At 55.4% G+C, this 13,902-nt stretch carries 14 protein-coding genes; 8 read left to right on the top strand and 6 right to left on the bottom strand.

Annotation, left to right across the window (positions count from 1 at the left end):
* Positions 1-70: 70 nt before the first annotated feature.
* The 4 genes from J5069_RS18410 to ibpA all read right to left on the bottom strand — a co-directional run bounded on the left by J5069_RS18410 (position 71) and on the right by ibpA (position 4,785).
* Complete coding sequence (locus J5069_RS18410; RefSeq protein WP_264645232.1) at positions 71-1,483, bottom strand: anion permease; 1,413 nt, start codon at positions 1,481-1,483, stop codon at positions 71-73.
* Between the two features lie 459 nt (positions 1,484-1,942).
* A complete protein-coding gene (locus J5069_RS18415; protein ID WP_264645233.1) occupies positions 1,943-3,601 on the bottom strand; it encodes a putative transporter in 1,659 nt (552 codons plus the stop codon).
* A gap of 197 nt (positions 3,602-3,798) precedes the next feature.
* Complete coding sequence (gene ibpB / locus J5069_RS18420; protein WP_264645234.1) at positions 3,799-4,254, bottom strand: small heat shock chaperone IbpB; 456 nt, start codon at positions 4,252-4,254, stop codon at positions 3,799-3,801.
* Between the two features lie 117 nt (positions 4,255-4,371).
* Entirely contained in the window at positions 4,372-4,785 is a 414-nt protein-coding gene (gene ibpA, locus J5069_RS18425; protein WP_264645235.1) for a small heat shock chaperone IbpA, read from the bottom strand.
* Positions 4,786-5,074: 289 nt separating this feature from the next.
* Here ibpA and J5069_RS18430 point away from each other — a divergent pair, with 289 nt between their 5' ends.
* From J5069_RS18430 to J5069_RS18440, 3 genes are all read left to right on the top strand, one after another.
* Positions 5,075-5,428 (top strand): YceK/YidQ family lipoprotein, encoded by a 354-nt coding sequence (locus J5069_RS18430; RefSeq protein ID WP_264645236.1) that lies wholly within the window; start codon positions 5,075-5,077, stop codon positions 5,426-5,428.
* 123 nt (positions 5,429-5,551) lie between these two features.
* The gene (locus tag J5069_RS18435) at positions 5,552-5,806 is read left to right on the top strand and encodes a hypothetical protein (protein WP_264645237.1); all 255 of its coding nucleotides are present in this window, start codon (positions 5,552-5,554) and stop codon (positions 5,804-5,806) included.
* Between the two features lie 160 nt (positions 5,807-5,966).
* A complete protein-coding gene (locus J5069_RS18440; RefSeq protein ID WP_264645238.1) occupies positions 5,967-7,574 on the top strand; it encodes an ABC transporter substrate-binding protein in 1,608 nt (535 codons plus the stop codon).
* A 37-nt stretch (positions 7,575-7,611) separates the two neighbouring features.
* On the opposite strand, the gene J5069_RS18445 is transcribed toward J5069_RS18440, so the two are convergent.
* Positions 7,612-8,310: a GntR family transcriptional regulator gene (locus J5069_RS18445; RefSeq protein WP_264645239.1), complete on the bottom strand. Its 699-nt coding sequence runs from the start codon at positions 8,308-8,310 to the stop codon at positions 7,612-7,614.
* A 248-nt stretch (positions 8,311-8,558) separates the two neighbouring features.
* On the opposite strand from J5069_RS18445, the gene J5069_RS18450 reads away from it, so the two are divergent.
* The 5 genes from J5069_RS18450 to J5069_RS18470 are packed head-to-tail and all read left to right on the top strand — an operon-like array spanning position 8,559 to position 13,348.
* Complete coding sequence (locus J5069_RS18450; protein WP_264645240.1) at positions 8,559-9,767, top strand: MalY/PatB family protein; 1,209 nt, start codon at positions 8,559-8,561, stop codon at positions 9,765-9,767.
* Positions 9,768-9,780: 13 nt separating this feature from the next.
* Positions 9,781-10,518, top strand: coding sequence for an aspartate/glutamate racemase family protein (locus J5069_RS18455; RefSeq protein WP_264645241.1), 738 nt, complete (start codon positions 9,781-9,783; stop codon positions 10,516-10,518).
* Between the two features lie 25 nt (positions 10,519-10,543).
* Positions 10,544-11,662 (top strand): NAD(P)/FAD-dependent oxidoreductase, encoded by a 1,119-nt coding sequence (locus tag J5069_RS18460; protein ID WP_264645242.1) that lies wholly within the window; start codon positions 10,544-10,546, stop codon positions 11,660-11,662.
* Positions 11,622-11,930 carry a (2Fe-2S)-binding protein gene (locus J5069_RS18465; RefSeq protein ID WP_264645243.1) on the top strand — a complete coding sequence of 103 codons (309 nt, stop codon included), beginning with the start codon at positions 11,622-11,624 and terminating at the stop codon, positions 11,928-11,930. Before J5069_RS18460 ends, J5069_RS18465 begins: the two co-directional genes overlap by 41 nt.
* Positions 11,927-13,348 carry an NAD(P)/FAD-dependent oxidoreductase gene (locus J5069_RS18470; protein ID WP_264645244.1) on the top strand — a complete coding sequence of 474 codons (1,422 nt, stop codon included), beginning with the start codon at positions 11,927-11,929 and terminating at the stop codon, positions 13,346-13,348. The genes J5069_RS18465 and J5069_RS18470 overlap by 4 nt, the downstream gene beginning before the upstream one ends.
* 128 nt (positions 13,349-13,476) lie before the next feature.
* Here J5069_RS18470 and J5069_RS18475 read toward each other — a convergent pair whose 3' ends face one another.
* Positions 13,477-13,830, bottom strand: a complete 354-nt coding sequence (locus tag J5069_RS18475) for a hypothetical protein (protein WP_264645245.1) — start codon at positions 13,828-13,830, stop codon at positions 13,477-13,479.
* Between the last annotated feature and the right edge of the window lie 72 nt (positions 13,831-13,902).

A 13,902-nucleotide genomic window follows, 5' to 3' on the forward strand; every position in this document is an offset into this window, starting at 1 on the left:
TTTGCCGTATTTATCGTCCTGCGTTATTGCCCCGCGTTACGGGGCAACCAACACCGCAGGCTGACAGGGATTACCAGAATCCCAACACCTTCCACCACATGCCGCCAATACCCAACCAGATAGGAATCACCACCAAGCTGATAAAGAAGCCAATTTTCCACCAGGTTGCCAGCGGCATATAACCACATCCGAACAGGATCGGTGCCGGACCGCTTGAGTAGTGCGTGGTGGACATGAACAGGTTACTGAAGATACCAAACGCCAGAACGGTCAACATCGGCGGTGCGCCTGCCGCTAACGCAATGGAAACAAAGATGGCATACATGGCGCTGATATGGGCAATCGCACTCGCCATCAGGTAGTGGCTGTAGTAGTACACCAGCAACAAGATACCGAGCATCGGCAGCCAGTGGAATCCGCTGACAGCGTTGCCCGCCAGTTGGCCTAACCAGGCAATCAGCCCCATCTTGTTCAGTTGCCCTGCCAGTGTCATCAGCACGGCGAACCATACCACGGTGTGCCAGGCTTCCTTCTCGCCCACCACGTCATCCCAGCTCAGCGCACGGCTTAACAGCAGCACACTCAGCCCCGCCAGCGCGGTCAAGGTCGCATCGATATTCAGCGTGGAACCCAGCACCCAGAAGGTGACCAGACCCAGGAATACGCCTAACACCACCCATTCGTCGCGCGTCATGCGCCCCATTTCACGCAAGCGCTCGACAGCGATGGCACGCATTTCCGTGGTCTGTTTCAATTCAGGCGGATAGAAGCGATAGATGAGATAGGGAATCAACGCCAGAGACAGGATACCCGGCACCAACGTTGCCAGCGCCCAATCGGTCCAACTGATGTGAATACCGAGCTGTGCTGCCAGTTTCGCCACCATCGGGTTACCGGCCATGGAGGTCATGAACATGGCGGAGGTGATGGCGTTACACTGGAAAATAGACTGCACCAGAAACGCCCCGATACGCCGCTGGGTGCCTTTCTCCGGCGTAGAATCATAGGCCTCGGAGATAGAACGGAACAGTGGAGTGATGATCCCACCGCAGCGCGCCGAGGTGGAAGGCATCGCCGGGGCAAACAGCAGGTCAGTGAACACCAGACCATAGGCCAGACCGAGCGAGCTGTTACCCAGTTTACTGATGAACAGCAAACCGATACGGCGACCAAAACCGGTTTTGATAAAGCCGCGCGAGATAAAGAAGGCGCAGGCGATCATCCAGATGGTAGGGTCGCTAAACCCGGCCAACACGTCTTTAATCGAGAGCAAGCCAAGGATCGCCACGGACGTCAAACTGAACATCGCCATGGCACCGAGGGGATACGGGGAGAGGATAAGACCAATAACGGTGGCGATGAAGATGGCCATCAGGTGCCAGGCATCGGGCTTAACGCCCTCCGGCACGGGTAATAACCATAACGCAATTGCGATACCGATAATGATGAGGAGCTTAACTAACCTGCTACTGTTTGCAGACATAAAAACACCACGCTAGAAGATTAAAACGGAATTCGTTTTTTCCACCCAATGCAGTGCGGAGGAGCAGTGTTTCGTTATTCTTCCTTCATCACCCCGATTACCAATATCTTATTCGTTGATTGTCGTTCTAATTCGGTAATAAGGATATTTTGTAAAGCGGATACATCAGCAGTAGAAAAAAAGGCGAGAAAACAATTGGTCAGGGTATTTTTCTCGCCCCATCAAATCGTATGATTAACGTAGGACATAATAGAGTAAACGGCAGTTGAATGATCGTTATTTTACTTACTAAACCGATTTAATAGTTTAAATATATTGGTCATTTAGCATCATCTACGCTGAAAAAAAAGTGCGGTCAGTCACGGGGTAATAAATGGAAATTAAGTTATTAGAAAAAGTGATGTGAAAAATAAAATAATAACGCGGTAAACAATACCGCGTTATTCCCATCATTATCACTTACAGGCTCCAAAATAATACCGCCAACAGTTGAGGGGACATAATGCGCAAAAACATCGCCATCGGATAGACCGTCGCATACGAGAGCGCGGCGGCCCCGCTGGTGGCATGCAGTCCGTTGGCAAAGGCCAGTGCAGGCGGATCCGTCATTGAACCTGCCAACATCCCACACAACGTCAGGTAGTTCATTTTCCCGACCGTTCGCGCCAACACACCGACGATTAACAGTGGAATGATGGTGATACAGGCACCGTAGGCCACCCACCAAATGCCTTCGCCGTACAGCAGGGTATCAAAAAAGTCGCCGCCCGATTTTAGCCCAACCACGGAAAGAAACAGCACAATACCCAATTCGCGCAGCGCCAGGTTCGCACTGGGCGGCATAAACCAGTAGAGCTTCCCGATACCGCCGATTCGCCCGAGGATCAGCGCCACCACCAAGGGCCCTCCGGCTAATCCAAGCCGCAAAGCAACGGGGAAACCGGGAATAAACAGGGGCACCGAGCCCACCAGCACACCAAGACCAATGCCGATGAACACCGGCAGCATTTGCACCTGCTGTAGCTTCTGCTGGGCGTTGCCAACAATATCTGCCACCGCATCGATGGCCGTCTTGCGCCCCACCAGGTTAAGAATATCGCCAAACTGTAACGTGGCATTATTGCTGGCGACCAATTCAACACCAGCACGATTGAGCCGTGAGATCACCACGTCGTAGTTCTGCTTCAGATTCAACTCACGAATTTTTCGCCCAAGCACCTTGTCATGGGTAACAACCACACGCTCTACGTGCAGATCCGTACCGCGCGTGGAGAGCGAGGTATCGACCTCATCGCCTATCACCAAGCGAGCCTGATCCAAATCATGGCGGGCCCCCACCAGATGCAGATAATCGCCCAGTTGAATCAAGGTGGCGGGCGCGGGCACCATCAGCGTATCGCCGCGTTTCAGTCGGGAACAAACGATGGCATCGCTATTGAGCATCGGCACATCTTGAATCGCCAACCCCTGCAAGTTCGGGTTGTTCACCTTGATGTTCATGGTTTGCAACTGCTCATGGTGATGGCCGTTACTGTTATCAAACTGCCTGGCTTCCGCCTCAACCATGACGCGAAACCCCACGCGCAGCAGCCACATCACCAGCAAAATGCCGCAGATGCCTAGCGGGTAAGCCATCGCATAACCCGTGCCCATCAGGGTGACCTGCGCCGGGTTAGAGCCTAAATCGGTCAGGATCTGTTGCCCGGCACCGAGAGACGGCGTATTGGTCACCGCGCCGGAGAAAATCCCCAGAATAATCGGCAATGGAACGGCAAACAGCTTGTGAATGATGATGGTGACGATACAGCCCAACAGCACGGTCAGTAGCGCGAAGCCATTTAGCCGCAGGCCGGAAACGCGTAATGAAGAGAAGAAACCGGGGCCCACCTGGATACCGATGGTGTAGACAAACAGGATGAGCCCAAATTCCTGAATGAAGTGCAGCATGTCATTGTTGAGGGTGAACTGGAAGTATTGGGCAAAATGCCCCACCACAATACCACCGAACAGCACGCCGCCGATGCCCAGGCCAACGCCGTAGATACGCCAGTTGCCTATCCACAGCCCCAATACTGCTACCAACGCCAGCATACTCACGGTCAGTGCGATATCACTCATACCCGTATCCTTGTGCAGCCGTCTTTCGCTTGAAAATCAGTCTAGACCTACGCTACAAAAGCGCCACTGACAGGCAGTCTGGCAGAAGGGGAAGCGAGAATCCGTGCCTTCCAGCACAAATCCTTATGGGTGATGGGGAAATAAAAATCCCCGGCAAAAACCGGGGATGGATAACGACTCAGCGCATAATTTACGGATCAAGCATCGCTGGCCGATTCAGGCGCGTGCGTCAACTCAGGGCGGCTGCCGCCAATGGCAATACGCTGCGGTTGCAGTTCTGCTGGCACTTCACGCACCAGATCGATATGCAGCAAGCCGAGTTCAAATTTCGCCTCGGAGACAGACAGGTGCTCCGCCAGCGTAAAGCTCAAGGTGAACGGTTTAAACGCCAGACCCTGATGCAAATATTCCACTTTCTTCTCCGGCAGCGTCGGCGTACCGCTTACCGTCAGACGCGGTCCTTCCACTTCGATCGCGAGTTCGCTTTGCTGAAACCCGGCCAGGGCCAGCGTGATGCGATAGTGGTTGTCGTCTTTTTTCTCAATGTTGTAGGGAGGAAACTCAACGGCCTCCTGAGTGCCCTGCATTGAGCTGGCCAATTTGTCAAAACCGATCCACTGACGCAGCAGCGGTGATAAATCATAGTTACGCATAATGTGACTCCTTCTTTGAAGCGAGAATGTGCCTTCAGAGGAGCAGACAGGCTCCACCGAATTCGCCCCCTAACGGCGGGCGGGCGTTAAAACTGGGTGTTAAACGTTAACGTCGTCTTATTTGATATCAATACGGCGCGGCTTCATCGTTTCCGGCACCACGCGCGCCAGGTCGATATACAACAAGCCATGTTCCAGGTTGGCACCGGTAATTTGAATATGCTCAGCCAACTGGAATTTGCGCTCAAAGTTGCGCTCGGCAATGCCCTGATAGAGATAGTTACGTGTTACCGGCTCACCGCCGTGTGCGCCTTTCACAATCAGCAGATTGTCATGAGCGGTAATCTCCAACTCATGCTCGGCAAAACCCGCGACAGCGATGGCAATGCGGTAATGGTTGTCATCCACCCGTTCAACATTGTAGGGAGGATAGCCACCGTTACCCTGACTTTGTCCGGCTTCCAGCAGATTAAACAGACGATCGAAACCGATGGCGGAACGATACAGGGGAGAAAAATCGAAATTGCGCATTACAGCCTCCTAAATATTCAGCGAGGATTACTATGAGCCTTCTTTGATAGACAGGCCCTACACCCCATCGGCTACCCTGTCGGCATAGCGTCATAATCTGGGGCTACAATAAAGATGGGGACCGGGCTCAAACTTTCAAGGCTGCGATCGAAGCAATTTTTCCTTTTCCGAAAAATTTATCGGAAAATGAAGTACTACCACCACAACACAAAACATGACATCTTACGTAGAGCCCGTGGCACAAAGGCAAGGTCTGGCGTAAGCCGACCATTTCTCAATGGACAGCGATATGAAAGTACTGAGACGTACTGCACTCTCTTTGTTGATAGCAGGAAGCGGGCTGGCACTTACCGGCGGCTGTTCCAGCGTGATGACCCACACCGGTCCCCATCAGGGTTACTACTCCGGCACGCGTGCCAATATGGACGTACTGAACGGTGAAGATGCCAGTTGGGCCATGACGCCACTGGTGATTCTCGATATGCCGTTTTCTGCCGTCATGGACACCTTGCTGTTGCCTTATGACTATTCGCGCTCGGGCAAAGAAAAGCCGGACGATTCGTTACGCGCACGCATCCATCACGATGAAGCACTCCCCATCATCCCCGCAAGCGCCGCGCAATCCAGCACTGCGCATCCGTAGCCTGTTTGCCATGCAGGCTCTCAAACAGACCGGTTTTTGACAGACATATCTTTATTTATCAGCATAATAGCGCCGTTATTTCGGGGGCACATTGCCACCTGAGCGTCTATGGATGTGAAGTTAATGAAGCTAAACAGCCTTTCCCGCGTGTTCCACATCAGTAAAGGGGAATTTATGCCCCACTCGCTTAAAAAACCCAACAGCCTTAGCCGGCTCGCTCAGATAGATAACGAGGGTATTGAATTGACCCGTTGCAGGCGCATGCCGATGCCCCCCGCAGGCACGATTGCCTTTCGTCAACCGCATCGTGTGAAAAGCGTGTGGCTGCACGCCTCACAGGAAATGATTGTGCTCGGGGAGGAAGAGAAAGCCCTGTAACAGGTTAAACGCCAGGCATGAACAGGCCATGTGGCGTGCATTTCCAGTTTACGCAATTGGTTATCCCATAAAGTTTATACAATATAAAATATATATTTGTTAGGTTGAATTTCGTTCGCCCATTTTTTGCTTTTTTTTCGATCTTCAACCAGGGGGTTTTATGTCATGGTTTACCCGTTTGTCTCGCTGGGGAGGCAACGCGCTCCTGCTCTCAGGATGGCTGGCCGCCAGCGCGCACGCCGCCACCACGCCGCAGCGCGGCGGTACACTGACGTTGATACTGTCCAGTGAGCCGTCCACATTGGTTTCACTCGCGACCGTCGCTCAACCGGCGATTGCAGTCAGTGGCAAAGTCACGGAAGGGCTGCTGACCTACGATTACGATCTAAATCCGCAGCCACAGTTGGCAACGTCCTGGGACATCAGCCCCGATGGCAAGACCTATACTTTCCACCTGCGTCAGGGCGTGAAATGGCACGACGGTCAGCCTTTTACCTCCGCTGACGTGGCCTACTCCATTCAGTTACTGAAACAAATACACCCGCGTGCCAGAAGCACCTTTGCCAACGTTAGCGACATTAAAACCCCCGATGCGCTGACCGCCGTCTTTGAGTTATCACATCCGGCCCCTTATTTATTGCGTGCGTTTGCCGCCGGTGAAACACCGATTCTGCCAAAACACATCTATGACGTGCCGGGCGGCGATCCGCTGAAAAATGCCAATAACAACGGGCCGATCGGCACCGGCCCGTATATTTTCAGCGAATGGGTGCGCGGCAGTCACATTGTCTACAAACGCAATCCCAACTACTGGGATAACCCAAAACCCTATCTGGACCAGCTGATCGTCAAGTTCTCGCCGGATGCCGTGGTGCGCACGCTGGCGCTGGAAACCGGTGATGCCGACATCGCGTACCGTACGCCGGTTGCGCTGAGTGAAATCGCCCGATTGAAGAAAGAGGGCAAGCTGGGCTTTGAAACCAAAGGGAATAATTACTCTTACAGCGTTGCATCACTGCAATTCAATCTGGATGACAAGATATTCAAAGACCTGCGTGTGCGTCAGGCGTTTTCCCACGCCATTGACAGGGATGCGCTGGTGCGCATTGCCTACTTTGGCCTGGCGACGCCGACTGCATCTCCCGTTGCCCCCGGCTTGAAAACCTTCCACGACCCGTCGCCGACCCCGTACCCCTTCGATCTGGCTGCCGCTAACCGCCTGCTGGATGAAGCCGGATACCCGCGCGGAGCAGACGGCACGCGCTTTAGCATCACGCTGGACTACAACACCTATGACGATGCTTTCCGTCGTATTGCCGATTTCACACGAGCGGCGCTGGCCAAAATTGGGGTTGCGGTAACGCTGCGTTCATCGGACATTTCGTCGCACACCAAACGTGTCTACACCGATCGCGACTTTGCGCTGGCGTTGAACATGTTTGCCAACTTGTACGATCCTACCGCAGGCGTACAGCGCCTCTACTGGTCGAAGAACTACCGCGTCGGGCTGCCGTTCTCCAACACCTCGCACTACGTTAACCCCGAAGTGGATCGCCTGCTGGAAGCGGCGCAAACGGAAAACGACAATGCCAAGCGCATTGCGCAGTTCCGCCAGTTCCAGCACATCGTGATGCATGACGCGCCGGACATTAACCTGCTGTCGCCGCAGTTCATCACCATTTACAACCCGCGCGTGCACGACCATTCGCCAACGGCAGATGGCGTTGAAGGGAATCTGGCGGGAGTATGGGTAGAACCTAAACCGTAAGATGATCCCCGCTGTATCAGCGGGGAAGCTAACCGCATCAGTCCGCGTGCAGGGATGCACGCGCACCGTTCAGGTGGCGGGCCAGCAGTTCCGCGCACAGATCGCCGTTGCGCGTCTCGATGGCGCGCAGAATTTTACTGTGCTCTTCGGCCACGCGCTGCCAGTCGCCGCTGCGTGCGTTCCACTGATTGCCTTTGAAACGCGTGCGATACAAACGGGCATTGAGATTATTGTGCAGCTCAATCAGTGTGGCATTGTGCGAAGCGTGCACCAACGCCTGATGAAAGGCTTGATTGGCATGAAAATAACGCAACGATTCTCCGGCATGAAACGCCGTCATCAACGCCTGTTCCTGCTGCTGTAGCGCGTGCAGATCGTCGGGTGTTGCTTGCAGCGCTGCCAGTCGACCCGCCAGTTTTTCCATTTCGGTATACACCACCAGCATGTCTTCAATTTCATTCGCCGCCAGAGATGCCACCACCACGCGCTTATTCGGGCGCAAATCCACCAGCCCCTGGGCCGCCAGCATTTTCAGCGCTTCACGCAGCGGAGTTTGCGAGATTTGCAGGGTGCTGCAAATGCTTTGCACATTGATGGGATCGCCGGGTTGCAGGATGTCCTGCACGATAAGATCGCGCACATAGTCCGCCACGCGGTCGGTCAGCGGCCGCCGGTCAACCACCACGGCGGGAAGGGGAGCCGGGCTGGCCCGGTTTGCTGCGTCAGTCTGATCCATAGCGCCCTCATTGCTGATTTATCGGCCAGGATAACCACACTGCCATATGCGTTAATTGGCAATGCATAGCTGATAAAGTTTATACAATATAAAATATATATTTGTTAATTTGACCGCAACTTAGCCAACCACGATTGGCTTGTCAACGGCAAATAAAACAGAAGGAATTCTCATGCATCTGCGTATCGATACGGCGGTTTCCTGGCTGAAAATGTCCTTGCTGAAACCCATCCCGCAGGTGGTATAACATGAGCACGCATTACGATGCTGGTATCGCGCAGCAGTTCGCAGAGCAATACACGCTGCCGTTGGAAACGCTGCGTCGCCGCCAAAGCATGAAATGGCAGTATCACGCGCTGGAGATTCTCCCCGCCTGGGTGGCGGAGATGGATTTCGCCCCAGCCCCTGCCGTTTCTGACGTATTACGTCACTGGTATCTGGCTCAGGATACCGGCTACCCTTATCGGCAACGCGACCGAGCGGAACATCTGCTGGCGCGCGCCTTCAGTCGCTATACCGCACGTGAATTTAACTGGGAAACCGATCCTGCCAACGTGTTGGCGCTCAACGAATTGGTGCAGGCAGTCTATTTGCTGATTTTGGCATTCAGTGAGCCGGGTGACGGCATTGTGCTGCAAACCCCCAGCTATCCACCCTTTTATGATGCGATTAATGACACCGGCCGCCGGTTACAGGCCAGCCCGCTGGTAGACAACGGTCAGGGCTATGAAATCGATTTCGATCATCTTGCCCGCCAGATTGATGCCAAGACACGTATCCTGCTGCTGTGTAACCCACACAACCCCACCGGACGCGCATTGCGGCGCGATGAGCTGGAAAAGCTGGCAGCACTGGCCGAAGCCCATGATTTGATCGTAATTGCCAATGAGATTCATGCCGATCTGGTGTATCCCGGGCAGGAACATATTCCATTTGCTACGGTGGCACCGGGCCTTGCGGCACGTACCATCACCCTGAACTCGGCCAGTAAGAGTTTCAATATCGCCGGACTGCGCTGTGCGCTGATGTATTTCGGTGACGGCGCGTTAAAACAGCGCTTTACCCAACGTCTGCCCGCCCGGATTTTAGGCTACCCCTCCGGTATTGGTATTGATGCCACCGTGGCCGCCTGGGATCGCGGCCACAGTTGGCTGGAAGGCGCACGCCACTACCTGCTGGAGCGGCGCGAGCAAGTGATCAGCACGGTGCGCACCGCGCTGCCGGAGGTTCGCGTCCACACCCCCGAGGCAACCTACTTCGCCTGGCTGGATTTTAGCGCGCTGCAATTACCAACTGCCGCCGGCGCGTATTACCTGGAGCACGCCAAAGTGGCGCTCAGCGCAGGTGAAACCTTTAACCCCGGTGCAGAAGCCTTTGCACGCCTTAACTTCGCCACGTCAAAGGCGCTGCTGCAACAAATTCTGGACGCAGTGATTGCCGCCTCACGGCGCGCTTAACGGAACCCTAGCCATGTCAGACATTCACACCGGCTTCGCCACACCACAGGCCACACTCGGTATTTTGATGGTGAAAACCCATTTTCGCCGCTATCTGGGCGATATTGGCAACCCCGGCACCTGGCCGTTTCCGGTACGCTATCGGGTGGTGGAAGAGGCCATCCCACAGCGGATGGGGCACCTCGATCAACACGATTTGCTGGAGCCGTTCAAACGTGCGGCGCAGGCACTCATCGACGAGGGCGTTGATGGGCTGACCACCAGTTGTGGCTTCCTCTCCTACTATCAGCAAGAGTTGGCGGCCTGGTCACCGGTGCCGATTGTCACCAGCAGCCTGCTGCAATACCCGTTGGTGCAGCGCCTGCTTCCCGCCGGAAAAACACCGCTGATTTTGACCTTCGACGATCGCGCGCTGCGCGGTGATTATCTGGAAAAAGTCGGCATCCCCGGCGATGCCCTCGTGGTGGGTATGCCACCGGACTCCGAGTTTGTGCGTTCAATTCGTGACGGTGACGACAGCGTCCCGTATGCTATTTTACAGCAAGAAGTGCTGGCTACCGCGCAGCAGGCGCTGGCGCGCTACCCGCAAACCGGGGCGTTGGTACTCGAATGCACCAATCTGGCCCCCTTCAGCGCCGCGCTGCATGCTCGCTTTGGTTTGCCGGTATTCGACACCGTAACGCTGGTTCGCTGGTTTTATGGCGCGCTGCAACCGCGTGCTTATGATGGGGGAGAAAATTGGTGCCGGTAACAGGTTTTCATCAGGTAACCCCTTCATGACACAACGCTATGACGTTATCGTGATCGGCGGCGGCATCGTCGGCCACGCCATCGCCTATGGTTTGCAGCGCCAACGGGCCAGCACGGCGATTCTCGATGGCGGCGACACCGACTTTCGCGCCTCACGCGGTAACTTCGGCCTGATTTGGGTACAGGGCAAAGGCGTCAATTGTCCGCCTTACAGCCAGCTCTCCTGTCTGGCATCCACGCGCTGGCCCGAATTTGCGCAACGTCTACGCGCTGAAACCGATATTGATTGCGGGTTGTCTCAGCCCGGCGGTATCAATTTCTGCTTAACGCCAGAGGCGCTGGACAGCGCCATACGCAACGTCAGCAAACTGCAACAGGGCAACCCGGATTTTACCTATCAGGTGTGGGATAACGCCACGCTGCGCCAACATGTGCCTGAAGCATCACGCCACATAGCCGGTGCCATCTATTCTCCCCATGACGGCCATGTCAATCCGCTGCTGACGCTGCGCGCGCTGTCCTACGCCTTTCAGCAGGCGGGCGGGCGCTATTTTCCGTCCCATCCGGTCAGTGAGATTGAAAGCCATCAGGACGGTTTCACCTTGCACACGCCGCAGGGCGAATGGCACGCCAAACGTATCGTGCTGGCTGCCGGGCTGGAAAACGCGCGCCTTGGGGCACAGGTCGATCTCCCGATCCCGATTGAACCGGTGCGTGGACAAGTATTGGTGACCGAGCGGCTGGCGCCCTTTCTGCGCTATCCCTCCAACCTGCTAAGGCAAACGCAGGAAGGCACGGTGATGATCGGGGATTCGCAAGAGCATGTCGGGTTTAACACCCAGACACAACCCGAGGTTCAACAGCAGATTGCCCAACGGGCAATACGCGCATTCCCCTGTCTGGCCCACGCGCAGATTGTACGCACCTGGGGTGCGTTGCGGATCATGACGCCCGATGGTTTGCCGGTTTATGATGAATCCCGTCGCTACCCCGGGGCCTTTGCCGTCACCTGCCACAGCGGTGTTACGCTGGCAGCGCTGCATAGCGAGCTGCTTCCGGCGTGGATTTTAGGCGGTGCACTTCCTTCGCTTTTTGAGGTATTTCATGTCCAGCGTTTCCCGGTTCCAGCCGCTACCCACGGTTGATGCACCGCAAATTACCCTGTGGGTGAACGATGAGCCGATTACCGCACGCGCTGGCTGGACGCTGGCCGCCGCACTGCTGGCAAACGGCATCACCACCACGCGCCATACGGCCATTGACCAACAGCCGCGCGGCCCGTTTTGCATGATGGGCGTCTGCTTCGAGTGCCGCGTCACGGTCGATGATATTCCCAACGTGCAATCTTGCATGACGCCGGTGCGTGACGGTATGCGGGTCACCCTGCCTCAGGGCGCGAGGGTGCTATCATGACCCATTCCACCACAGCGAATACCTGCGACCTGCTGATCATTGGCGCGGGCCCGGCCGGGCTGAAAGCGGCACAGGTTGCCAGCGCAGCAAGCTTATCCGTCTGGCTGGCCGATGAAAATCCATTACCGGGCGGTCAACTGCTGCGACAGGTCACCCAGTCACCGTTTGCCAATCCACAAACCCTGTTCGGCGAAGAGTACAGCGCACGCCGTAGCCTGGCAGAAGCCGCCTTCTCTCCCCGCGTGCGCTATCTGGCGCGTACCGCCGTCTGGCAGGTGACGCCGGAGAAACAGGTCTATCTGTTAGAGCAGGGCGAGTCTCCACGCCAGCATGTGGTGCAGGCCCGTTTTATTCTGCTGGCAACTGGCGCACAAGAACGCAGTTTCCCGCTGCCGGGCTGGACATTACCCGGCGCGATGACCGTGGGTGCCGCACAACTGTTGATGAAATCAGCGGGATTGCTGCCCCCTGCGGACAGCATTCTGGTGGGCAACGGCCCACTGCTGTTGCTGTTCGCCGCGCAGGTGATCCGCGCGGGAGGCCGAATTCAAGCGGTGCTGGACACTACGCGCACGCAGGATTATCTGCGGGCGCTGCCACGGTTGCCGAAGGCATTACGGCATACCTCACGCGATCTGTTCAAAGGCATCAAGCTGCTGCGCGAACTGCAACGTGCCAAGGTGCCTTATTATTCCGGCGTGACCGATATTGCCGTAGAAGGAGACACGCAGGTCACCGCCGTGCGCTTTTCCCATCGAGGCCATCCGATACAGTGCGTGACCTCAACGGTATTGAGCCATATCGGGGTGATTCCGGCCACGCAGTGCGCCAACGCGCTCGGTTGCAAACTGGTTTGGGATGATGAGCAACACTACTGGCAGCCGGAAGTGGACGAACGACAGGAAAGCAGCCAACCTGGTATCTATCTGGCGGGGGACGCGGGCGGCATTGAGGGCGGAGAAGCAGCTATTCTCAGCGGTCAGCTTGCCGCATTAAGCATTGTGCATGCGGCGGGCAAGCTCGCAGAAGATGACTATCAGCAACAATGTGCTGGCCTGCGGCAACAGCGCGCCGCACTGCGTTCGCTGCGCCCCTTTTTGGCAGCGCTTTACCCCATTCCCAAACAAGCGCAAAAGCCCCGTGACGATGTGACCATCTGCCGCTGTGAACAGGTGAGTGCCGGGGAAATTCGCCAAGCGGCGCGCGCTGGCTGCACCGGCATGAACCAGTTGAAGGCGTTTACCCGTTGCGGCATGGGCCCCTGTCAGGGACGGATGTGCGGGCACAACGCGGCGGTTATTCTGGCCGACACGCAGCAGCGTCAGGTATCAGAAACCGGATATGCACGCGCCCGTTTTCCGCTGAAGCCGGTCACGCTGGCGCAATTGGCACTCAGCAGTGACGATAGCGAGGTATAAACTTAATCGCGCTGATAGCCTATTCCCGTAGGCGTTATTGGCGCAGTCCGTTTGGGCTTGGGCAGCGCGCAGAAACCGGAACCTGTACGCAGTGCGTGCGCGGCCCTAAGATAAAAAGGGAATAGGCGTTAAATCTCTTCAATACATTTATCGCCGATGACTTCGGCAATTTTCAATTGTGCGAACGCTTCTTTAATAAATTCGCACCGGTTCAATTTATCCGTATTACGCCCGTGAATAAACGACACTTCGATAAGGGTGCGGTAGTGACGATTATCTTCATCGAGCCACTCCTCCGTCCCTGCAATTTTATTATCCTTCACGGTGAGTCGGTCGGCATAAAAACCGGAATATAAATAATAGCGACCACAGTAATAATTATCGTGTGCCGCACAAACGATATCCCAATATTGACTCAACAACGCGTTAACATCTTCCTTATTTCTATTGCTGCCAAAATATAAAAAATAGGATCGCTTCACGCAACGTGCCTCTTATTTTTTTTAATCACGCATTACACTGTGTGCTCAATACTCATAAAAATGAAGATGCCG

Origin of the sequence: Candidatus Symbiopectobacterium sp. NZEC127, from assembly GCF_025962675.1 — a bacterium.
Classification (GTDB): domain Bacteria; phylum Pseudomonadota; class Gammaproteobacteria; order Enterobacterales; family Enterobacteriaceae; genus Symbiopectobacterium.